Genomic DNA, 21,034 nt, shown 5'->3' with positions numbered 1-21,034 from the left:
CCTGGTATCGAATCAAGAGGAGAATCATGCGCAAGTCCACCCTCACCCTCGTGGCCGGCCTGGCCGCGAGCGGTCTCGTCCTCGCCGGTTGCGGCGACGACGACAACGGCGGCGGGTCCGCCGACGGCGGCGGTTCCGGTGACGGTGCCGGCGCCGACGTGCAGACCATCGGCGACGTCGACAGCGGTAGCTGCGACCCCGCCGAGGGCGACGCCGAGATCCCCGATGCCGAGGGCACCGGCGACGACGAGACGTCGCTGACCATCGGCGTCTTCACCGGCTGGGACGAGAACTACGTCGTCGCCGAGCTGGCCAAGGTCGCCCTGGAGGAGCAGGGCTACACCGTCGAGTTCGAAGAGCTCGAGGCGGGCCCGGCCTACACCGGCGTCGCCGACGGCGACATCGACGTCATCATGGACGCCTGGCTGCCGAACACGCACGCCGACTACGTCGAGCAGTTCGGTGACGACCTCGAGGACACCGGCTGCTGGTTCGACGAGGGCTTCCTCACCATCGCCGTCAACGCCGACTCCCCGGCGCAGTCGCTGGCCGACCTCGCCGGTGAGGCCGACGCGTACGGCAGCCGGCTGGTCGGCATCGAGCCCGGCGCCGGGCTGACCAACACCACGCAGAACGAGGTCATCCCGACCTACGGCCTGGAGGACTGGGAGTTCCCGACCTCCTCGTCGCCGGCCATGCTCGCCGAGCTGGACAGCGCGATGGCCTCGGGCGACAACATCGCCGTCACGCTGTGGCACCCGCACTGGGCCTACGCGGCGTACGACATCCGCGACCTGGAGGACCCGGAGGGTTCGCTCGGTGAGGCGGAGCGGCTGTACAGCCTCGGCCGGCCGGGCTTCCACGAGGAGTTCCCGAACGCCGCGCAGCTGATCCGCAACCTCTACCTCTCCAACGAGCAGCTGCTGGAAATCGAGGACCTCATGGTCGTGCAGAACAACCGCGAGGACAACGCCGGCGCCGTGGCGCAGTGGCTGGAGGCGAACCCGGACTTCGTCGAGAACTGGCGGGCCGGCACGCTGACCTGACCCGACGCCGTCCTGGCGGGGCCGCGGCACTGCGGCCCCGCCAGGACGCGTTCAGGAGCCGGTGCCGACCGGACGGGGTTCCGGCTCGGCCACGGCGACCGGCGACGGCGGGACGCGCAGCAGCCGGGCCGCCCAGTCCGGCAGGTACCAGTTCCACTTTCCGAACAGCGACACCAGCGCCGGCGTCAGCAGCGACCTGATGACGGTCGCGTCCAGCAGGATGCCGAAGCCGAGCCCCGTCGCCATGACCTTGAGGTCGGTGGCCGGGCTCGCCGCCAGCGCCGCGAACGCCAGGAACAGGATCAGCGCCGCGCTGGTGACCAGCCGCCCGGTCCGCCCGATGCCCTGGACGATCGCCAGGTCGGTGTTGCCGGTGGCGTCGTACTCCTCCCTGATCCGGGCCAGGATGAACACCTCGTAGTCCATCGACAGCCCGTAGAGGAACGCGAAGATCAGCAGCGGCACCCAGAACGTGATCGCGCCGGTCTCCGGTATGCCGAACACGGCGTCCGATCCCCAGCCGTACTGCCAGAACAGCACCACCAGCCCGTACGCCGCGCCGAGCGAGAGCAGGTTGAGCAGCACCGCCTTCAACGGCAGCAGCAGCGACCGGAACGCCCGCACCAGCAGCACGTACGTGAGCAACGCGATCAGCGTGAGCATCAGCGGGAAGTTGCCGTAGACGGCGTCCATGAAGTCCGACTGCATCGCGCCGACGCCGGACACGCCGGTCACGCCGTCGAGGTCGCCGGCCCGTTCGGCCACCCGGTCGACGACGTCGACGCTGGTGGAGTCGACGGTCTCGTGGTCGGGGATGAGCACGACGACGGATTCGCCGTCGCGGCTGCTCGCGGCGTCCGTGGACACCAGTGCCCGGTCGATGCCGTCGACCCCGGCCAGGTCGCCGGCCACCGCGTCGGCGTCGTCGGAGTCGACCAGCACCTCGATCGGCGTGAGGGTCCCGCGTGGGACGCCGCCGTCGGTGAGCCGGTGCAGATTCTCGTACGCGGCGCCGTTCTGGGCCAGCGCCTCCGTCGACGCGAGCCCGATCTTGAGCCCGGAGAACGCCCCGACCAGCGCGAGCAGGACGGCGAGCGAGGCGGCGGCCGCCGCCCAGCGGGCCCGGACGACGCGGGTCGCCCAGCCGGTCCAGGCGCGGCTGGCCGTGTTCTCGCGGCGGATCCGCGGCCAGTCCACCCGCGGGCCGATGCCGCCCAGCAGCGCCGGCGTCAGGCTGAGCGTCGCCGCGACGCTGGCCAGCGGGATCAGCGCACCGCCGATGCCGACGCTGCGCATGAACGGCACCGGCAGCACCAGCAGCGAGATCAGCCCGATCGCCACCGTCCCGCCGCTGACCAGCACGGCCCGGCCGGCCGTGCCCATCGCCACGACGACGGCGTCGTGGTTGTCGCGGCCGTGGTGGCGCTCCTCGCGCCAGCGGGTCACCAGCAGCAGCGAGTAGTCGATCGCCACGCCCAGCCCGATCAGCGCGATCAGGAACGTCACCAGCGCGGAGAAGTCGCCGAGGTAGGTCAGCCCGAGCAGCATCACGAACGTCGCCATGATCGACCCCGCCGCCACGACCAGCGGCAGGAACGCCAGCAGCGAGGCGAACACGAACGCCAGCACCGCCAGCGCGCCGACCGAGCCGGCCACCACCTCGGCCAGGACGCCCCAGCCCTCCTCCTCCGAGCCGGCCGCGAGCGCGTCGTAGCCGGTGACGCCGACGGTCGTGCCGGGCGGCGCCGCCTCCTCCAGCGCGTCGCGGATGCGGTCGGTCGGCAGCGACGTCGCCGTCTCGTCCCACCGCCAGAACAGCAGCGCGTACGCCGTGCTCCCGTCGTCGGTCACGAACGCGTCGTCGCCGGTGTTGCCGGCGTGCAGCAGCCGCAGGTCCGGCAGCGCCTCCCCCACAGCGTCGAACGCGGCCGCGTCGCCCTGCTCCGCCGCCTCACCGTCGGGGTGGGTGAACGACACCAGGTACGGCGCCTGGTTGCCGCCGTTGCCGAACCGCTCGTCGATCCGTTCCGCGGTCTCCGCGCCCGGCTCGCCGGGCAGCGAGTAGTCCGTCGTCAGCCGTTCGTTGGCCGGGCCGGACGCCATCGCGCCCGCCACCACGACCAGTAGCCAGAACACCATGACCCATCGGCGATGTGCCAGGACGAACTCAGCCCATCGACGCATCGTTGCCCACTTCCTTCCCGTTCCGCGGTGTCACACCTGCCGCCTTTCATTCGTCAGCGCACTGACGGACTGCGACGGAGGAATGTGACCGATGAGCGACGATTGGCTGGTACGACAGTTCGAGGACCACCGCAGTCACCTGCGCGCCGTGGCCTACCGGATGCTCGGCTCGACCACCGAGGCCGACGACGCCGTCCAGGAGTCGTGGCTACGGGTGGCCCGGGCCGGCACCGGCGGCGTCGACAACCTCGGCGGCTGGCTGACGACCGTCGTGGCCCGGGTCTGCCTGGACATGCTGCGGTCCCGGACGGCGCGGCGCGAGCAGCCGCTGCCGCCCGAGCCGGCGCCCGCCACGGCCGTCAACGGCGCCGACCCGGAGCGCGAGGCGCTGCTGGCCGACACTGTCGGCCCGGCGCTGCTGGTGGTGCTGGACACGCTGGCGCCGGCCGAGCGGCTCGCGTTCGTCCTGCACGACCTGTTCGCCGTCCCGTTCGACGAGATCGCGCCGCTGGTCGGCCGCTCACCGGCGGCGACACGCCAGCTGGCGAGCCGGGCCCGGCGGCGGGTGCAGGGTGTGGAGGCGCGTTCGCCCGGCGCCGACGACGTCAGGCGGCAGCGCACCGTCGTCGACGCCTTCACGGCGGCGTCGCGGCAGGGCGACTTCGAGGCGCTGCTCGCGGTCCTGGACCCGGAGGTCGTGATGCGGGCCGACGCCGTCGCCGTCGACCTGTCCCTCGCGGCCCGGTCCCGCGGTGCGGCGCCGCTGGCCGGCGTGATGCTCGGCCGCCAGGCGGTCGCGGACGTGTTCCTGCACCGGGCCAAGAACACCCGCCGGGCGCTGATCGACGGCGAGCCCGGCCTGGTCTGGTGGTCCTGCGGCGAGGTCCGCGGCGTCTTCCCGTTCACCGTCGCCGGCGGCCGGGTGGTCGAGATCGGGATCGTGATGGACCCCGACCGGGTCAGCGCGTTCGACATCGAGCTGCTCACGGACTGACCGACCTCCGCGTGAGACGCTGGGCCGCGTGCTGACGCCGCCCTCCTTCATCGACGACGCGACGATCGGCCGGGCCGTCGGCGCGCACTGGCTGCCGGAGGTCGAGACGCTGGAGCACCTGCCGTGGGGGTTCGGCGCGCACCACTGGCGGGCCACCGGGGCCGGCCGGGCGCTGTTCGTGACGCTGGACCACCTGGCGCCGCGGCACACGGCGGCGTCGCTGGAGGCCGCCTACCGCGGCGCCGCCACCCTGGCCGCGTCCGGTCTGGACGTCGTCTGCGCGCCGCTGCCCACCCGGTCCGGCCGGTTCACCGCCGAGGCCGGACCCGGCGCGCTCAGCGTCACGCCCTGGCTGGACGGGCGCAGCCCGTCGGAGGACGAGGCCGCCGCACCCGCACACGCGGCCGTCGTGCTGGCCGCGCTGGAGGCCTTGCATCGCGCCGACCCGCCGGACGGCCTGCCGGTGTGGGCGCCGCGGGCCGGTCCCGGCTTCGCCGCGCGGCTACGGGAGCGGACGCGATCGCCGTGGACGAGCGGGCCGCTGGCCGAGGAGGCACGCGGCCTGCTGGCCGCGAACGACGCCGCGATCGCGGCGTGTACCGCGCGCTACCTCGAGCTGGCCGGCTGGGCGGCGGCCCGCCGGGACCACTGGGTGCCGACGCACGGCGAACCGCACCACGCCAACCAGGTCGTGACCGGCGACGGCCTGCGGCTGGCCGACTGGGAGTCGCTGGCCCTCGCACCGGCCGAGCGCGACCTCGTCGACCTCGCCGGCCAGGCGCCGGCCGGCCCGGAGATGATCGAGCTGTTCCGGCTGGACTGGCGGCTCGTCGAGCTGGACGAGTACGCGCGCTGGTTCGCCGCTCCGCACACCGGCACCGACGACGACCACACCGCCCTCGACGGCCTGCGCGAGGAACTGGCCGACGCGGAAAACCCGTTGCCGGTCCACCGGCCGAGCTGATGGGGTGATCGGGTGCTGACCGGAGACCTCGTACTGCTACGCCCGCTGGAGCCCTCCGACGCGGCGGCGCACCACCGCTGGAACCACGACCCCGAGGTCATGCAGTGGTTCGCGCACGGCTACCCGGTCAGCGCGGAACGCTTCGCCGGCGAGTACGGCGAACGGCCGAAGAACTCCTACGAGCGCGTCGTCCTCGGCATCGAGACCCTCGACGGCGGCCGGCTGACCGGGGTGGTGGCGCTCACCGGCGCCGAACCCGAGACCGGCGGCGCCGAGCTCGACCTCTACATCGGCGAGAAGGACTGCTGGGGCCGCGGCTACGGCACCGAGGCGGGCCGCCTCATCTGCCGCTACGGCTTCGACGCCATGCGCCTGCACCGCATCCAGCTGTGGGTGGCCGACGAGAACGCGGCGGCCATCCGCGTCTACCAGAAGCTCGGGTTCGTCGAGGAGGGCCGCGCCCGCGACACCCTGCGCCGCCACGGCCGCTGGCACGACATGGTGCTGATGAGCGTGCTCGAGGGCGAGCTACGGGGCTGAGCGGCCGGCGATGACGGCCGTCAGGGTGAGGCTGAGGGCCAGCATGTAGGCGGCGAACAGCCAGGAGGCCGGGGCCGGGTCGGTGATGGTCAGCAGCGTCACGGTGGCGCCGAGACCGACGAGCACGTAGAAGAGCGCGTTCTCCGTATGCGGCTCCCGCCACGCCTTCCGGACGGTCGGGGTGGCGGCCGCCGCGTCGGCGGCCACCGCCACGACCACGGCCCACGACGCGCTGCCGAGCCCGATCCAGACGAGCAGCGCGATCACCGAGACCGCGCCGCAGGCGAGGTCGAACGGCGTGATCGTGGCGCTGCCGTGCCGGCCGGCGAACGACGCCGTCAGGACGATGAGCGGCCCGACGCCCGCGGCGAGCGTCAGTACCGCCGGCAGGCCGACCCCCGCGTCGAGCTGGGCGGAGAAGGCGATCAGCGGCGCCGCTGCCCAGAGCACCCAGGTGACCCGGTTGGGACTGGCTCGCCCCCGCATCGTCGCGACGGCGTAGCGGAGGCCGCCGATGAGGCCGAGCGCCGCGCTCAGCACCACCCAGTTCTGGTCGATCATCGCGACCGACGCTACGTCAGGCGTCGTCGAAGCCGGAGGCGTGCAGGAACGGGCCCGCGTGCCGGGTGACCGGCGGGTGGTCGAGCAGCCGGAGCGCACCGTCGGCGCCGTCGCCGTCGGGTGCGACGATGCGCGCGGCGGGGACGCGGGTCAGGACGGCGTGGCGGAACGGGTCCTCGAGCAGGTTGCCGGTCCGGAACAGGCCACCGCCCCACGAGAAGAGCGGCTCCAGCCCGGCGGCGGCCGCGACGGCCGACTCGGCGAGGCGCTCCCCGGCGTCGCGCCAGATGCCGCTCGCGACCGGGTCTCCGCCGTGGGCGGCCTCGGCCACCGCCGGGGCGAACGCCGCCAGCTCGAACGACGGCGAGTCGCCGTTGTACACGCGGCCCAGCAGACCCGCCGGCTCGCCGTACCGCGTGGCCACCGCCGCGGCGAGCGGCGCCGACCCGCCGGCGCGTCCGTCGAGGTGCCGAAGGGCGGCGGCGAGCCCCCGGCGGCCGATCCAGGCGCCGCCGCCCTCGTCGCCGAGCAGGTGGCCCCAGCCGTCGGTGCGGTTCCAGACCGGGCCGAGGTCGGTGCCGAGCGCGATGACGCCGGTCCCGGCCGCCACGACCACGCCGGGACGGCCGCCGAGGGCGCCCAGGTGCGTCGTGAGCGCGTCACCGGCCACCATCACCCGGCGGGCGCCGAGCCGGTCCCGCAACGCCGCGGCGATCGCGGCGGGGTCCTCGATCAGCCCCGGCAGGCCGGTCGTCCCGACGCAGACGGCGTCGAGCCGCGGCGGGTGTTCCGCGTCGGCCGCCTGTGTCACGGCCTCGACGGCCGCCTCGACGACGCTCGCGCCGTCGATGGTGGCGCGGCGATGGGTCGGGCGGGTCAGCCGCACCCGGCGTCGTCCCGTGGCGAACTCCACCACTGCCCGGACGCCGCTGCCTCCGACGTCGACGCCGGCCCGAGCGCTCACGCGCGACCCTCGAACCGCGCGACGGCGGCCCGCACCGAACCGGCCTCGGCCAGCACCGTGCGCGCGTCCTCGGCGCCGGCGCCGGAGAGCAGCGCGACGAGGGCGACCTCGATGTCTCCCCCGGCGTCGCTCAATGCCGCCCGCGCGGCCGCCTCGTCGCGGCCGGTCGCCGCACGGACGACCGCGACGGCACGCTCGCGGAGCTTCTCGTTGGTGACGGACATGCCGATCATCAGGTTCGAGTACACCCGGCCGCGGCGGGCCATGAGAGCGGTCGAGAACGCGTTCAGCGCCACCTTGGTCGCCGTGCCGGCCTTCAGCCGGGTCGATCCGGTGAGCGCCTCCGGGCCGGTGTCCAGCACGATGACGTGGCCGGCCTCGATCACCGGGTCCGGGGAGCAGCTGATGAGGACGGTCGACGCTCCCCGCCGGCGCGCCTCGCCCAGCGCCGCGGCGACGTACCGCGTCGCACCGGAGGCCGTGATGCCCAGCACGAGGTCGGCGCCGGTCACGTCCCGGACGTCCGCGGCGCCGAGGTCACCGGAGTCCTCGAAGTCCAGAGCGGAGTCGACGAGCGCCGCCGCGCCGCCCGGGAAGTGAGCGGTGACGAGTGAGCGGTCCACGCCGAAGGTCGGGGTGAGCTCGGTCGCGTCGAGGACGGCCAACCGGCCCGACGCTCCGGCGCCGACGTAGTGCAGCCGCCCGCCCGCGGCGAGCCGGGCGTCGGCGAGCTCCACCGCCGCGGCGATCGCCGGCAGCGCCGCGCGCACCGCCTCGACGGCGGCGGCGTCCTCGTCCACGATGCGCGCGAGCGCCTCTCGCGTCGGCAGCGTGTCGAGGTCCAGCGTCGCCGGGTTGCGCGCCTCGGTCGGTCGGGTGGTCATGGGTGCGGGGTCCTCTCGGCCGGGGGCGGGGCGATGATGTCGGTGAAGGCGCTGACAGCCCGCCGGCTGATGGCGGCGAGCCGGTCGAGCGGGACGGCGGGCGCGTCGACGCCGCCGTCGACGAACCGGCGGTGCAGGTCGTCCAGGTCGCGATCGAGCCGCGCCTCGGCGCGGGGCCGGTCGGTCCCGGCGAGCTCGACGGCCGCGGCCCAGGCCGCGAGCCGCCGGTTGTAGTGGCCGCCCACCAGGCCGCGCCACAGCCGTCCGGAGTAGTCCTCCAGCGTGGTCCGCGGCGTCTCGTTCCAACTGGTGACGAGCCGCCGGGCGGAGCCGACCAGCTCGGCCGGGTCGACGCCGTCGGCGGCAGCGCGGGCGGCGGCGTCCTCCCAGGTGTCCAGCCGGGACTCCGCGCGGGTCGCGAACAGCTCGTCGAACCCGTCGAGCTCCGCGCTCAACCGTTCGGCGAACGACCGCCGCCGGGCCGGGTCGGGCTGCTCGGCGATGCGGACGACGAGCTCGTCGGCGATCCGCGAACAGGCGGCCTGCGCGAGCTCCACGAGGTCGAGACCGAGCGGACCGGCGGCGAGCGCGGGGTCGTCGTCGAGCACGTCGACCAGCAGCCGCCACGACCGCGCGAACCGGTCCGCGTCGAACCAGCGCTGCGACTCGACGTCGCGGCGCAGTGCGGCGGGGTCGTCGATCCAGGCGAGGGTCGGGCGCCGCATGAGCACCCCGTGGAAGGTCTCCGGGAAGATCGGCCGGCCGCGTGCGTCGTAGATGGTGGCGAGCAGTCCGGACCACGCGTCCTCCAGCCGGTCGTCGCGGCGGCCGTAGCGATCGGCGGCGAAGCGGCGGCCCCACGCGTCGAGGTCGGGCCGGTCGCCCCAGGCGAGGTCGGCGAGGAGCTCGAAGAACACGCCGTTGTGGTGGATCGACTCCATCGTCAGGCCGAGACCGGCGGGCGGACGGGGCGAGGCGAGCGCCGCCTCGAACTGGTCGCGGGCCCGGGGGAGGTCGGCGACCGCGTCGCTGCGCCCGCCGAAGTTGAGCAGCCCGCACCACTGCCAGGTCCGGCCGGCGAAGCCGTCCTGCCGCGGCCAGACCGGCGCGTGCTCGGCCCAGAGGTCGAGGACGTACAGGGCGTCGTGCGGCACGGCGTCGAGGAAGGCCCGCACCCGCTCGCGGGTCCAGTAGTCCGCCTGGTACGCGAACGGCCAGGCCTGCAGCACCCAGACGGCGTCCGGTTCGGCGTCGCGGAAGCCGCGCACCAGCTGCCCGGCCACGCGCGTGGGGAAGTCGTCGTCCTCGTCGGCCGGCGGGGTCTCGATGAACGGGTCGGACGCGATGTGGGTGACGGCGCCGAAGCGCTCCTGCTGGACGCGCACCACCTCGGCGGCCAGCCGGGCGAACCGGGCGTCGCCTGGGTCGAGGAACCAGGTGGTGTTGTCCTGCCACCGGCGCGGCCGCGACGCGTCCGGCGCGAGGCTCTGGGGCACGTGCCCGGTGAAGCCGGGCAGCACCGGGGTCATGCCCAGCGAGCGCATCCGCTCGATGATCCGCCGGCCGAGGCGAGCCCGCCGCTCGAGGTCGTCGGCGGTGAGCTGGACCCGGTGGCCGTCGCGGCAGCCCATGTACTGGAACGGCAGGTAGAGCGGTTCGCCGAGGAAGCCCAGGATGGTCTCGTCATCGCAGCCGAAGCGGCGGTAGACGTCGGCCAGCACGGCCTCGTGGCCGGTCAGCGCCAGCGGCATGGTGACGCCGTGCAGCGCCATCCAGTCGATCTCGCGCTCCCAGTCCGGCCACGACCAGTGCGCGGTGGAGTAGCTGAACGTGCAGAAGTTCAGCATGTACTGGTCGCGGACGCGGGCGCGGACGGTGCGCTCGGGCGTCTCGGCGACCGGCGCGACGTCCAGGGGCGTCCGGGTGGGCCAGTGGACGGCGGTTCCGTGCTGCTGGCGCAGGTGATCGTGCAGGCCGGCGCACGCGCTGACGGGGTCGCTCGCCGTCAGTTCGAGGCGGCCGTCGCGCACGCGATGCCGGAACCCGCGGCCGAGGCCCGGGTCCCAGCGGATCGCCAGCCGACCGGCGAACCCGGCGCCCGCCGCCCGCTCGGCGAGCTCGCGGACGGCGGCTTCGTGGGCACCGTTCATCACGCCTCCAAATATTTACGTACGGCCCGCAACTATATGGTACGGTGACGCGCACTGACAAAGGGAGGCACCGGTGACGACGCACACCGTCGCGGTCGACACGCAGATCATGCGGGGTATCAACGCCGCCGCCGTGCTGACCGTCCTGCGCGACGCGAGCCCGCTGGGCGTCTCGACCATCGCGAAGCGCACCGGCCTCTCCCGCCAGGCGGTCACCCGCGCCATCGCCGGTCTCGAGCAGCTCGGGCTGGCCGAGTTCCGGGCCCCGGAGCCGCATGCGACGCGCGCGGGGCGCCCCGCCCAGTCGGTCGTGTTCCGCGGCGACGCGGCCGCCGTCGTCGGCATCGCCATCGCGCCCGACGTCGTCACCGTCGCGACGGCCGACCTCGCCGGCGAGCTGCTGGACCGGCGCGACCTGCCGGTCACCGAGCCGTCGTCCGTGCGCGAGCAGGTCCGCGCCGGCATCGGCGCCGCGCTCGACGAGCTGTCGCTCCCGCGCGAGCGGGTCTGGGCGGCCAGCATCGCCGTCCCCGGCATCGTCGACGTCGCCACCGGCACCGTGGTGCTGAGCTCGAGCATGGCGCACCTGCACGGCGACGGGCTGCGGTCGGCGGTCGCGGAGCTGCTCGACTGCCCGGTCTACGTCGACAACGACGTCAAGCTGGCGACCGAGGGCGAGCAGTGGCGCGGCACCCCGCACGAGACGTCGTCGCTGGTCCTCGTCGAATGGGGGGAACGGGTCGGCGCCGGCCTCATGCTCAACGGCACCCTGTACCGCGGCGCGTCGAACGACTCCGGCGACATCGGCTTCCTCCGCCTCGACCCCACGTCGCGGCCGAGCGAGGCCGACCGCGCCGACGTCCTCGGCCCGTTCGAGCGGACAGTGGGCGGCGCGGCGCTGGCCCAGCTGGCGATGGACGCGGCCGGCCGGCACGGCGACGACGAGTGGCTCGCGACGCTCACGTCCGCGCCCGCCGACACGCGGCTGGACCTCGTCATCGCCGCCGTGCGCGACGGCCGGGCCCCCGCCCTCGAGGCCATGCGGACCGTGGCCGCGCGGTTCGCCCGCGGCATCGCGGCGATCCGCGCGCTGCTCGACCCCGAACTGGTGATCATCGGCGGCCCGATGGCCCGCTGCGGCGAGGAACTGCTCGTCACGCTCCGGTCCGAGCTGGAGGGCGAGACCCTCAACCAGCCGTCCATCGAGCTCTCCACCCTCGGCGGCGACGCCGTCGTCCAAGGGGCGCTCCACCACGCCCTCGCCATCGTCGAGGCGGAGCGACTCGCACCGAGCGCGCTCTCGGAGTAGCCCCGCCCCACTGTCCTGCGTCACAGCAACGAGAGGAGCAGCACATGCTCACCACCCGGAGATCCGCTGCGCTGGTCGCGGCCGGAGCGGCGGCACTCGCCCTGACGTCGTGCGGGAGCGACTCGGCCGACGCGCCCGCCGGCGCCGCCCCGACCGAGGTCTCCACCGAGATCACCTCCGATCCGGTGACGCTCACGCTCGCCTACACCGACGATCCGCCGACGCAGGCGCTGGTCGACGGCTTCACCGCGCTGCACCCCAACGTCACCATCGAGACCCAGCAGACGCCGTTCAGCGACTACGTGAAGTCGGTGCAGCTCTCGATGTCGTCGGAGACGCCGCCCGACATCGCGCAGTACAACCCCGGCGCCATGCGGTCGCTCGTCCCGGCCGGGCTGATCCTCGACCTGACGGCGTGGAGCGAGGCCTACGGGTGGGACGAGAGCTTCCCGCCGTCCAGCCTGGAGGTGCTGACCTCCGACGACGAGGCGAAGCAGTACGGCGAGGGCGGCCTCTACGCGGTGCCCGGCGCGCTGTCCGTGCTCGGCGTCTACTACAACAAGGACCTCGTCACGGCCGCCGGAGTCGACGGCCCGCCGGCCACCCTGGACGAGTTCGAGGACGACCTCGCCGCGGTGGCCGCGAGCGGCGTCGACCCGCTGACCGTCCCGTCCCTCGAGGTCGGCGGCCTGCACCTGTGGGGCGCGCTGCTCAACCGCCTCGGCGACATCCAGGACTACAAGGACTGGGTGTACGGCGTCGACGGCGCCACCATCCAGACGCCGGCGGCCGAGGAGGCCACCGACACCCTGGTCGACTGGATCGCCGAGGGCTACATCCCCGAGTCGTCGAACGCGGTCGGGTACGCCGACGCCATCGGCGAGTTCACCGCCGGGGACGCCGCCTACCACGTCACGGGCAACTGGGCCGCCGCCGCGATCGAGGCGGAGTTGGGCGACAACGTGGGCTTCTTCCTCATGCCGGGCCCGACGGCGGACGCGCCGCTGGTCGCCTCCGGCGCGAGCGTCGCGTACTCGATCTCGGCGAAGACCGAACACCCGGACGTCGCGGCCGCGTTCCTCGACTACCTCGGCTCCGCCGACGCCGCGCCGGTGCAGGTCGAGAGCGGCTTCATGCCCGTCAACGTCGACGCGACCGTCGAGGCGACCGGCCTGAAGGCCGACATCGCGACCGGGTTCTCCGAGGTGGTGGCGGTCGACGGCATCGTGCCGTTCGCCGACTTCGCGGCGCCGGCCATGCTCGACCAGCTGGTCTCCGGCATCCAGGGCCTCATCAGCCAGCAGTCGACGACCGAGCAGTTCCTGGAGGGCCTGCAAGGTGTCTGGTCCTCCTACCATGGCTGAACCCCGCACGTTGCTCGCCCAGCGCAGCGCCGCCGCCTCGCCCGCCGCGGGGCGGAGGCGCGGCGGGCCCGCTCCGCGACGCCGGTGGTCCGGGTGGCTCTACATCCTGCCCGCGGCCGTGGTCTACCTGGCCTTCGCGATCTGGCCGACCATCGCGACGGCGCGGCTGTCGTTCTTCGAGTGGAACGGCATCCTGCCGCCGCGCTGGGTCGGGCTGGACAACTACCGGGAGATCTTCGACACCCCGGCTCTGTACGGCGCGGTCGGGCACAGCCTCGTCCTGGTGGTCTTCTTCTCGATGATCCCCGTGGCGTTCGGGCTGTTCCTCACCGCGATGCTGAGCGGGCGCGTCCGCCGGGGCATGGCGTTCTTCCGCGTCGTCTTCTTCCTCCCGCAGGTGCTGCCGCTGGTGGCCGTCGGCATCACCTGGCGCTGGCTGTACAGCGACGACGGCGTCGTCAACGAGGCGCTCACCGCCGTCGGGCTCGGCGGGATCACCCGGGCCTGGCTCGGCGACTACGGCGTGGCCCTGTTCGCGCTCGGGCTGATCGGCACCTGGGTGATGAGCGGGCTGTGCATGATGCTCTTCCTGAGCGGCGTGCAGAAGATCGACCCGTCGCTCTACGAGGCCGCCGTCCTCGACGGCGCCGGCGCCGTCCGCCAGTTCTTCGCCGTCACGCTGCCCGGCCTGCGCGGCGAGGTCTCCATCGCGGCCGTGATCACCACCATCGCCGCGCTCGCCAGCTTCGACCTCGTCTACGTGACGACGAACGGCGGGCCCGCGAACCAGACCACCGTGCCCGGCCTGCTCGTCTACCGGCTCGCCTTCACCCAGGGCGACATCGGCGGCGCCGCCGCCCTCGCCGTCGTCCTCGCGGTCATCGTGATCGGCCTCGTGACCGTCATCCGCTGGCTCACCAAGGAGCGATCGTGAGAGTCGGACCCGCCGGGATCACGCTGCGCTACGGCGTCCTGTTCGCCCTCGCCGCCCTCGTGCTGGTGCCGTTCGCCGGCATCATCCTCGCCTCGGTGCACCCGCCGGACCAGGCGGTGTCGGGACTGAGCCTGCCCGACCACATCTCGTGGGAGAACTTCTCCGAGGCGTGGAACCAGGCGCACTTCGGCAGCCTGGTGAAGTCCAGCCTCATCATCGCCGCCGGCGTCGTGCCCACCACCGTCATCCTCGCCACGCTCGCCGGCTACGGGTTGACCGTGCTGCGCGCGCCCGGCAGCCGCCCCGTCACCGGGGCGTTCGTGCTCGGCCTCACCATCCCCGTCGAGCTCGTCGTCGTCTCGCTCTACTTCAACCTGCGCGACGTCGGCCTGTCGAACTCGTACCTCGCGATCATCATGGCCGAGGTCGCCCTGTTCCTGCCGTTCGGCGTGTACTGGATGTCGGCGCACTTCTCCCAGGTCCCGGTCGAGCTGGTCGAGGCCAGCCGCATCGACGGCGCGCGCGACCTGATCGTGCTGCTGCGCGTGCTGCTGCCGATCTCGTGGCCGGCCATCACGACGCTCACGGTGCTCGTCTTCATGTGGTCGTGGAACCAGTTCCTGCTGGTCCTCGTGCTCATGCAGGATCCCGAGAAGCGCACCGCCCCGGCCGGCCTCGGCTACTTCGTCGGGCAGTACTCCACCAACATCCCGCTCCTGTCCGCCGCCAGCCTGATCGTCATCCTCCCCATCGTCGTCGTCTACCTCGCCTTCCAGCGCAACTTCGTCAGCGGCCTGACCCAGGGGGCGGTCAAGTAGGCGCGGCGGGTGAGCCCAGCCCGGCTACCGCGCGCGATCCCGAGCCAGCCGGAAACCGAGATGGGTGGTCGACGAGTCAGGGGTCTGCGGTGATCGAGCCGCGGGGCGATAGCGGAGGCAGTACTCCGGTGAGCAGAGATGCGAACCGCCCTTCGTGATCACCAGGTCATCCCCGCCACCGCCATGAGCTGGGTGAGACGCCGGCGCGCAATGATCGTCGTCACGATGCGACGCACTCCACGACGTCGAGGTCCACTCCCAGGTGTTGCCCGTCATCTCGTGGAGGCCGTAACCGTTGGGCGGAAAGCTGCCCACGGCGGCGGTGTACACCCAGCCGCGGGCGCCGTCATTCCGATAGGGGAACCGGCCCTGCCAGGTGTTCGCGAGGGTCCCATCGTTCGGATTCTCACCCCAGGCGAACGTCGCGCCGTCGAGTCCACCTCGCGCCGCGTATTCCCACTCCGCCTCGGTCGGCAGGCGGGCACCGGCCCAGGCCGCATAGGCCGTCGCGTCCTCGTAAGCGACCTGCACGACCGGATGCTCGCCCTTGTCGTCGATCCCGCTCTCCGGCCCGTGCGGATGCCGCCACGACGCACCAGGAACCCACCGCCACCACGCCCGCCAGTTGCGCAGGTCGACCGGGCCTGGAGTGGGTTCGAAGACGAGCGAGCCTGGGCCCAGGTCCTCGGCATCCGGGAACTCGCGGGGGTCGAGCGGACGCTCGGCCACGGTCAGATACCCGGTCGCCTCGACGAACGCCGCGAACTCGCGGTTCGTGACCGCGTATCGCCCGAGCCGGAACGGATCGACGCGGGCCCGATGCACCGGTCGCTCCTCGGGGCAGAACCGATCGGAACCCATGGTGAACTCACCGCCGTCGAGCGAGACGAACTCGGGAACGATCACCTGAACCACCTCACCACCACGCGAGTTGTGACCGTCTCAGGACAGGTCCCGAGACGAACGGCCAGGGTGCGGTTGGCCGGTCCAGTCCACCGAGGCGTCGTCTACGACCGCCAGGTCACCGTTCGGGGCGGCCGCTGTGCCGATCGCCGCGAGGGCCGACTCGAGCTCGCGGAGGTCGGCCTCCGACACGCCGGGCAGCAGATAGGCCAGCTGGAGCGGCGTGAGCCGCCCGTAGCGCCGCTGGAACAGGGGTGAGACGGTGACGCCGAGCCGATCGCCGATGACGTCCGCGGCGCCCGGCAGGTCGAGCAGGATGTCGACGGTGGCCGACACCGGGCTGGTGGTCGCGAACTGCTCGCTCTGCACGGGTTGGTCGGCCGACGCCCGCACCTGCTCCCACTGTGCGGCGATCAGCAGGTGCTCGCGCGTGACCGCGCCCTGTTCGGGCAGCCCGAGTCGGACGTACTGGCTCGGCGGCGCGTCATTGGCGCGCATCGCCTCCACCAGGAGGGTCGCCATTCGGAGCTCGAGCTCGTCGTCGCGCAAGGGGTGCTGCTGGCCGGGGTCCTCGTCGAGGTCGTAGAGCAGCGTGCCGAACCGGAAGGGGCTGTTGACCGGACGGCCGGGCACGCGGATGACCGGCACGCCCTGCGTGAACGGCAACGGCCCGATCAGTTCCGCGGCCTGCAGCTCCTCCGGCCGGAACATGTGGTCCGAGTGCGACGGCATCAGGGTGTGCTCGAACAGTGGAGCGTTGTCGCGGTCGACACTTGCCCGCATGTAGACGTAGCGCCCGTCAGTGATGCAGGCGTGCCCGCCGAAGATGCCGAACATGCCGATGTCACGCACACCCCCATTCCCGTCGATGACCGGCAACAGCGATCGCCCTTGCATCCGCGCGGTCGGCTCGACGCCGAAGAAGTCGAGCAGCGTCGGGCCGAGATCGATGGTCTGCACGAGAGCCGAGCGGCGTTCGCCGGCGACGCCGGAGCGCGGATCCCAGACGAACAACGGCAGGTGGATGTTCTCGTCGTACCAGGGCTGGACGTTCTTGCCCCACCAGCCGCGTTCGCCGAGCAGCAGCCCGTGGTCGGTGCACACGATGAGCAGCGTGTCGCCCCACATGTCCTGCTCGTCCAGCAGATCGAGCACCCGGCCGAGGCTGTCGTCGCACATGCTGAGCAGGGCCGCGTACTCCATTCGAGCGTGCTCGACGGTGGCGGGGTCTTCGGCGACCCGGCGGTAGTCGGGCCAGTCGAAGTGCGCGCCGTCGTACTCGTGCGGGTACCGGCGCTTGTGCTCGGAGTAGCTGAAGAACGGCTCGTGCGGATCGAAGCACTCGATCTGGAGGTACCAGCGGTCCTCCGCGGCGTTCGTGCGCAAGAACTCGAGCCCGGCATCGACCGTCCGTGTCTGCGAATGCGTCTGCTCAGTCGGCATGTGCTTGCGGTTCACCCAGTCCTGCCGCCACCGGTCGCCGCTGCGCCAGCTCACCGTCTCCGGAATCTCCGGGTCGGCCACTTCGCCCTTCCAGGCGTCGCCCTCCTGGCCGCGGTGCAGCTCGAACGTGCTGAACCGGTTGTGATAGGTCGCCCCGCCGTCTTGCCAGTAGTGGTAGTGGTCGGTGGTCAGGTGGGTGTGCACACCGCGGTCGGTGAGCATCTGCACGGCCGAGTCGTCGAACGGCTCGAGCGGCCCCCACGAGCGGTGCAGGAAGTTGTACCGGCCGGTGTGCATCTCCCGGCGCGCCGGCATGCAGGGCATGCTCCCGCCGTAGGCGGTGTCGAACGTGACGGCGTGCCGCTCCAGCCGGCTGAAGCTCGGCAGCTCGTGCCAGTCGGCGCCGTAACTCGGCAGGAAGCGCCGGTTGAGGCTGTCGAACATGACCATGATCGCCCTCATGCGGGGGCTCCGTTCTCGCCGGACGGCTCCTCGATGGCGCGCGACGCGAGCAGCGGCGACGTGGGGGTCGCAGCAAGCAGCGAGCGGGTGTAGGGGTGCCGGGGTCGTTCGAACACGTCGTCGACGTCCCCGGTCTCGACGATCTCCCCGCGGTGCATGACCGCGACGCGGTCACTGACGCGCCGCACCACGGCAAGGTCGTGGGAGATGAAGAGGTATCCGAGACCGAGCTCGCGCTGCAGACGAGCGAGCAGGTCGAGCACTTGCGCCTGGATCGACACGTCGAGCGCCGACACGGGCTCGTCGCAGATCAGGACGGAGGGCCGCGCGGCGAGGGCACGGGCGATGCCGATGCGCTGGCGCTGGCCGCCCGAGAACGCATGGGGATACCGATCCAGGTGTTCCGCGCCGAGACCGACCAGGTCGAGCAGTTCGCGTGCCCGGACCTCCGTCTCCCGCCCGTGGACGCCGGCGGCCGTGAGCGCCTCGGCCAGCGACTGCCGGATGGTTCGGCGCGGGTTGAGCGAGGCGTACGGGTCCTGGAACACGTACTGCACGGCGGAGGCAACGATGCGGCGCTCCGCGGGGCCCATCCGCGTGACGTCCCGGCCGTCGATCTCGATCGAACCGGCCACGGTGGGCATGATCCCGACGATCGCCTTCGACAGCGTCGACTTGCCCGAGCCCGACTCGCCGACCAGCCCGAGCGTCTCGCCCTGGTGGACCTCGACGCTGACGCCGCCGAGGATCGGCACCCGGCGGCGCCGGCCGAGCGCGCTCGCTGGCCGCCGGTGCACAACCGTTTCGAGGTCCCGCACCCGCAGCATCGGCGTGCTCGCCCGCTCGATCGCCGGTCGGTCGCGCGGATCGGTCAGCCGCGGCACCGCGTCGAGCAACTGCGCCGTGTACGGGTGGCGGGGCGCCGTGAGCACGTCGCGGACCGAGCCGCGCTCGACGATCTCGCCCTTCCGCATCACGAGCACGTCGTCGCAGAACTCCGCCACCACGCCCATGTCGTGCGTGATGAGCATGATCGTGAGGCCGTACCGCGTGCGCAGGTCCGTCAGCAGCCGCAGGATCTGCGCCTGCACCGTCACGTCGAGCGCGGTGGTCGGCTCGTCCGCGATCAGGAGCCGCGGGTTGTTGGCGATGGCGATCGCGATGACGACGCGCTGCCGCATCCCGCCGGAGAACTCGTGCGGGAACTGCCGTGCGGCCGTTCCCGGGTCGGGGATGCCGACGTCCTCGAGCAGTCGCAGGGAGCGCGCCGCGGCGTCCCGGCGTCTCGCGCCGTGGATGACCAGCGCCTCGGCGATCTGATCACCGATGCGCACCACCGGGTCGAGCGAGGCTTGCGGATCCTGGAACACGATCGCGATGTCCGCACCGCGCAGACGGCGGATCCCGTGCTCGCCGATCGCGGACAGCTCCCGCCGGCCGAAGTCGATCGACCGCGCCTCGACCCGTCCGGGTGCGCGCACCATCCGCAGCATGGCCCGGGCGGTCAGCGACTTGCCCGACCCGGACTCGCCGACCACTCCGAGCGTGCGACCGGCGACGACGTCGAACGAGATGTCATCGACAGCCGGCGCGGCGGCCCCGGGGAAGGTGACCCGGAGCCCGTCGACTCGCAGAATGGCCTCGGAGCCGGTCGTCACCGGCAGGCTCGCGATCTGGGGTCTCGTCATCGTGTGGTGACCGTCTCGTTCAGGGCGTCCGCCAGGAGGGTGAAGGCGAGGGCGAGCAGCAGGAGGATGAGCATCGGCCCGACCACGTAGCTCGGCGACTCGTAGACATAGCGCATCCCGGCGTTCAAGAGGGTGCCGAGCGACGGCTCCGGCGGTTGCAGGCCGAGACCGACGATGCTGAGGCCGGTCTCGATGAAGATCGCGGTCACCGCGAACACCGCGGCGTGCACGATGACCGGATCGAGCGTGCTCGGCAGGATGTGCCGGACGATGATCCGCGCGCGTCCGACGCCGAGGGTGCGCGCCGCGAGCACGTACTCGCGGCTCTGCTGACTGAGTTCCACGGCGCGTGCCAGGCGTCCGAATCCCGGCAGGCCGGCGATCACGATCGCCACGAACAGGGCGGTCCAGCCCGGCCCGGACAACAGCACGATCGAGATGCCGAGGATGAGGCTCGGGAAGCCGACGATGACGTCGAGCACGTGCTGCGCGGCGATGCCGAGGACGCGAGAGATGCTGCCGAGCATCCCGAGGATCATGCCGACGACTCCGCTCACCGGCACGGCGGCCACGATCAGGGTGAGGTCGGCGCGGACGCCGAAGACGGAGCGCACGAGAAGATCGCGACCGAGCTCGTCCGTGCCGAACGGGTGCTCGAGGGACGGGCCGGCGAGACTGTCGGCGCTCTGCACGTCGTACCCGGCCGGGAACAGCACCGGTGCGAGCGCCGCAGCGGCGCCGATCAGCACGATGATCGCGCTGGCCGCGATGCCGCGCGGCGAACGCAGCCCGCTCGCATATCGGCGCAGGGTGGGGCCGGGCCGGGTACGGCGGATCGAGGAGCGTGTGGGGATCGTCATGCGCTGGCGTCCATTCGGATTCGGGGGTCGAGCGCAGCGATGGACAGCTCGGTGAGGATCTGGATGACGGCGGCGACGAGCACCGCGCCGACGATGAGCACCTGCAGCACCGGGGCATCGCGCGTGCTCGCGCTCGTCACCGCGAGCTGGCCGAGTCCGTTCCTGGCGAAGATCGCCTCGATCACGATCGCGCCGCCGAGCAGTTCGCCGATGCGCAGCCCGAGCGCGACGACGCCGGTGGCCAGGCTGTTGCGCAGGACGTGCCGGGTGACCCGCACGGGTGAAGCGCCCTTCGCCACGACGAGGTCGATGAAGTCCTCCGTCCGGGCGGTGCGCATCGACGTGTGGATGAGCCGCGCGATCGCTGCCCCCTGCGGTATCGCGAGCGCGAACGCCGGCAGTATGAGGTACTTCAAGCCTTCCGCCGGGTCCTGGAGGACCCCGATCTCCCCGCTGATCGGCAACAGCCGGTACGTGATCCCGACCACCAGGATCAGGATGATCCCGGTCAGGAACGGCGGCATGGCGACGAACAGCGTGTTGACCGCGGAGAGCATCGTCCGCACCCGTCCGGACCGCACCGACCCCTCCGCCGTGCCGAGCACCAGCGCGATGAGCACCGTGAGCAGGACCGCCAGGAGCGTGAGTTCGAGGGTGCTCGCCAGCCGGTCGTTGATCAGCGAGGCGACGTCGCGGCCGAGCACGTACGAGGTGCCGAGGTCGCCGCGGAAGAGGCCGCCGACCCAGTCGAGGTACTGCACGGGCAGCGGCTGATCGAGCCCGAGGCGCTCGCGAATGGTGGCGAGCGCCTCGGGCGTCGCATCCGGGCCGGCGATCGCCGCCGCGGCATCGCCCGGCGCGAGCCGGGGAAGCGCGAAGGCGATGATCGAGCTGACGAGCAGCACGACCACGATCGACGGCAGCCGGCCGAGAACGTAGCGGATCATGGTGGTGGCACGCGCCCCG

At 72.6% G+C, this 21,034-nt stretch carries 18 protein-coding genes; 8 read left to right on the top strand and 10 right to left on the bottom strand.

The genetic code is table 11. The features are described 5' to 3' along the window. Window positions 1-26 precede the first annotated feature (26 nt). Entirely contained in the window at window positions 27-1,046 is a 1,020-nt protein-coding gene (locus tag BLU82_RS32790) for a glycine betaine ABC transporter substrate-binding protein (protein ID WP_092624982.1), read from the top strand. Between the two features lie 51 nt (window positions 1,047-1,097). Here BLU82_RS32790 and BLU82_RS32785 read toward each other — a convergent pair whose 3' ends face one another. Next, window positions 1,098-3,230 carry an MMPL family transporter gene (locus BLU82_RS32785; RefSeq protein ID WP_092624981.1) on the bottom strand — a complete coding sequence of 711 codons (2,133 nt, stop codon included), beginning with the start codon at window positions 3,228-3,230 and terminating at the stop codon, window positions 1,098-1,100. A gap of 91 nt (window positions 3,231-3,321) precedes the next feature. Between BLU82_RS32785 and BLU82_RS32780 the strand changes: the two genes are divergently transcribed. From BLU82_RS32780 to BLU82_RS32770, 3 genes are read left to right on the top strand one after another with little or no spacing between them, the layout of a single operon-like run. Continuing rightward, entirely contained in the window at window positions 3,322-4,224 is a 903-nt protein-coding gene (locus BLU82_RS32780) for a sigma-70 family RNA polymerase sigma factor (protein ID WP_092624980.1), read from the top strand. A gap of 28 nt (window positions 4,225-4,252) precedes the next feature. Then, window positions 4,253-5,188: a phosphotransferase gene (locus BLU82_RS32775; RefSeq protein ID WP_092624979.1), complete on the top strand. Its 936-nt coding sequence runs from the start codon at window positions 4,253-4,255 to the stop codon at window positions 5,186-5,188. A gap of 12 nt (window positions 5,189-5,200) precedes the next feature. Beyond that, window positions 5,201-5,728: a GNAT family N-acetyltransferase gene (locus BLU82_RS32770; protein ID WP_092624978.1), complete on the top strand. Its 528-nt coding sequence runs from the start codon at window positions 5,201-5,203 to the stop codon at window positions 5,726-5,728. Here the strand turns inward: BLU82_RS32770 and BLU82_RS32765 are convergent. Genes BLU82_RS32765 through BLU82_RS32750 form a run of 4 tightly spaced genes read right to left on the bottom strand, consistent with a single transcriptional unit; the run spans window position 5,717 to window position 10,287 of the window. Next, window positions 5,717-6,289, bottom strand: coding sequence for a hypothetical protein (locus tag BLU82_RS32765; protein WP_092624977.1), 573 nt, complete (start codon window positions 6,287-6,289; stop codon window positions 5,717-5,719). The two genes, BLU82_RS32770 and BLU82_RS32765, sit on opposite strands and share 12 nt — an antisense overlap. 16 nt (window positions 6,290-6,305) lie before the next feature. Continuing rightward, a complete protein-coding gene (locus BLU82_RS32760) occupies window positions 6,306-7,253 on the bottom strand; it encodes an N-acetylglucosamine kinase (RefSeq protein WP_092624976.1) in 948 nt (315 codons plus the stop codon). Continuing rightward, complete coding sequence (locus BLU82_RS32755) at window positions 7,250-8,137, bottom strand: N-acetylmuramic acid 6-phosphate etherase (RefSeq protein WP_092624975.1); 888 nt, start codon at window positions 8,135-8,137, stop codon at window positions 7,250-7,252. Before BLU82_RS32755 ends, BLU82_RS32760 begins: the two co-directional genes overlap by 4 nt. Then, on the bottom strand, window positions 8,134-10,287 hold the full coding sequence (locus BLU82_RS32750; protein ID WP_092624974.1) for an alpha-N-acetylglucosaminidase TIM-barrel domain-containing protein: 2,154 nt from the start codon (window positions 10,285-10,287) through the stop codon (window positions 8,134-8,136). The genes BLU82_RS32755 and BLU82_RS32750 overlap by 4 nt, the downstream gene beginning before the upstream one ends. A gap of 73 nt (window positions 10,288-10,360) precedes the next feature. On the opposite strand from BLU82_RS32750, the gene BLU82_RS32745 reads away from it, so the two are divergent. From BLU82_RS32745 to BLU82_RS32730, 4 genes are read left to right on the top strand one after another with little or no spacing between them, the layout of a single operon-like run. Next, window positions 10,361-11,596: an ROK family transcriptional regulator gene (locus BLU82_RS32745; RefSeq protein ID WP_092624973.1), complete on the top strand. Its 1,236-nt coding sequence runs from the start codon at window positions 10,361-10,363 to the stop codon at window positions 11,594-11,596. A gap of 44 nt (window positions 11,597-11,640) precedes the next feature. Continuing rightward, window positions 11,641-12,960 (top strand): ABC transporter substrate-binding protein, encoded by a 1,320-nt coding sequence (locus BLU82_RS32740; protein WP_092624972.1) that lies wholly within the window; start codon window positions 11,641-11,643, stop codon window positions 12,958-12,960. Then, complete coding sequence (locus BLU82_RS32735; protein ID WP_092624971.1) at window positions 12,953-13,894, top strand: carbohydrate ABC transporter permease; 942 nt, start codon at window positions 12,953-12,955, stop codon at window positions 13,892-13,894. Before BLU82_RS32740 ends, BLU82_RS32735 begins: the two co-directional genes overlap by 8 nt. Then, window positions 13,891-14,712 (top strand): carbohydrate ABC transporter permease, encoded by an 822-nt coding sequence (locus tag BLU82_RS32730; RefSeq protein ID WP_092624970.1) that lies wholly within the window; start codon window positions 13,891-13,893, stop codon window positions 14,710-14,712. The genes BLU82_RS32735 and BLU82_RS32730 overlap by 4 nt, the downstream gene beginning before the upstream one ends. A gap of 24 nt (window positions 14,713-14,736) precedes the next feature. Here the strand turns inward: BLU82_RS32730 and BLU82_RS32725 are convergent, their stop codons facing one another. Genes BLU82_RS32725 through BLU82_RS32705 form a run of 5 tightly spaced genes read right to left on the bottom strand, consistent with a single transcriptional unit; the run spans window position 14,737 to window position 21,015 of the window. After that, the gene (locus tag BLU82_RS32725) at window positions 14,737-15,615 is read right to left on the bottom strand and encodes a formylglycine-generating enzyme family protein (RefSeq protein ID WP_092626696.1); all 879 of its coding nucleotides are present in this window, start codon (window positions 15,613-15,615) and stop codon (window positions 14,737-14,739) included. A 39-nt stretch (window positions 15,616-15,654) separates the two neighbouring features. Continuing rightward, the gene (locus tag BLU82_RS32720; protein ID WP_092624969.1) at window positions 15,655-17,520 is read right to left on the bottom strand and encodes a sulfatase; all 1,866 of its coding nucleotides are present in this window, start codon (window positions 17,518-17,520) and stop codon (window positions 15,655-15,657) included. Then, the gene (locus tag BLU82_RS32715) at window positions 17,517-19,208 is read right to left on the bottom strand and encodes an ABC transporter ATP-binding protein (protein ID WP_092624968.1); all 1,692 of its coding nucleotides are present in this window, start codon (window positions 19,206-19,208) and stop codon (window positions 17,517-17,519) included. The genes BLU82_RS32720 and BLU82_RS32715 overlap by 4 nt, the downstream gene beginning before the upstream one ends. Further along, entirely contained in the window at window positions 19,205-20,068 is an 864-nt protein-coding gene (locus tag BLU82_RS32710) for an ABC transporter permease (protein WP_092624967.1), read from the bottom strand. The genes BLU82_RS32715 and BLU82_RS32710 overlap by 4 nt, the downstream gene beginning before the upstream one ends. Next, window positions 20,065-21,015: an ABC transporter permease gene (locus BLU82_RS32705; RefSeq protein WP_092624966.1), complete on the bottom strand. Its 951-nt coding sequence runs from the start codon at window positions 21,013-21,015 to the stop codon at window positions 20,065-20,067. The genes BLU82_RS32710 and BLU82_RS32705 overlap by 4 nt, the downstream gene beginning before the upstream one ends. Between the last annotated feature and the right edge of the window lie 19 nt (window positions 21,016-21,034).

Source organism: Jiangella sp. DSM 45060 (assembly GCF_900105175.1).
Classification (GTDB): Bacteria; Actinomycetota; Actinomycetes; order Jiangellales; family Jiangellaceae; genus Jiangella.
This window is presented reverse-complemented; position numbering and strand designations above follow the sequence as displayed.

Excerpts from the sequence above, each read along its gene's own strand:
- BLU82_RS32765 (WP_092624977.1), bottom strand. The coding sequence starts at position 6,289 with ATGATCGACCAGAACTGGGTGGTGCTGAGCGCGGCGCTCGGCCTCATC.
- BLU82_RS32705 (WP_092624966.1), bottom strand. The coding sequence starts at position 21,015 with ATGATCCGCTACGTTCTCGGCCGGCTGCCGTCGATCGTGGTCGTGCTG.
- BLU82_RS32755 (WP_092624975.1), bottom strand. The coding sequence starts at position 8,137 with ATGACCACCCGACCGACCGAGGCGCGCAACCCGGCGACGCTGGACCTC.
- BLU82_RS32735 (WP_092624971.1), top strand. The coding sequence starts at position 12,953 with ATGGCTGAACCCCGCACGTTGCTCGCCCAGCGCAGCGCCGCCGCCTCG.
- BLU82_RS32740 (WP_092624972.1), top strand. The coding sequence starts at position 11,641 with ATGCTCACCACCCGGAGATCCGCTGCGCTGGTCGCGGCCGGAGCGGCG.
- BLU82_RS32710 (WP_092624967.1), bottom strand. The coding sequence starts at position 20,068 with ATGACGATCCCCACACGCTCCTCGATCCGCCGTACCCGGCCCGGCCCC.
- BLU82_RS32720 (WP_092624969.1), bottom strand. The coding sequence starts at position 17,520 with ATGAGGGCGATCATGGTCATGTTCGACAGCCTCAACCGGCGCTTCCTG.
- BLU82_RS32715 (WP_092624968.1), bottom strand. The coding sequence starts at position 19,208 with ATGACGAGACCCCAGATCGCGAGCCTGCCGGTGACGACCGGCTCCGAG.
- BLU82_RS32785 (WP_092624981.1), bottom strand. The coding sequence starts at position 3,230 with ATGCGTCGATGGGCTGAGTTCGTCCTGGCACATCGCCGATGGGTCATG.
- BLU82_RS32750 (WP_092624974.1), bottom strand. The coding sequence starts at position 10,287 with ATGAACGGTGCCCACGAAGCCGCCGTCCGCGAGCTCGCCGAGCGGGCG.
- BLU82_RS32790 (WP_092624982.1), top strand. The coding sequence starts at position 27 with ATGCGCAAGTCCACCCTCACCCTCGTGGCCGGCCTGGCCGCGAGCGGT.
- BLU82_RS32780 (WP_092624980.1), top strand. The coding sequence starts at position 3,322 with ATGAGCGACGATTGGCTGGTACGACAGTTCGAGGACCACCGCAGTCAC.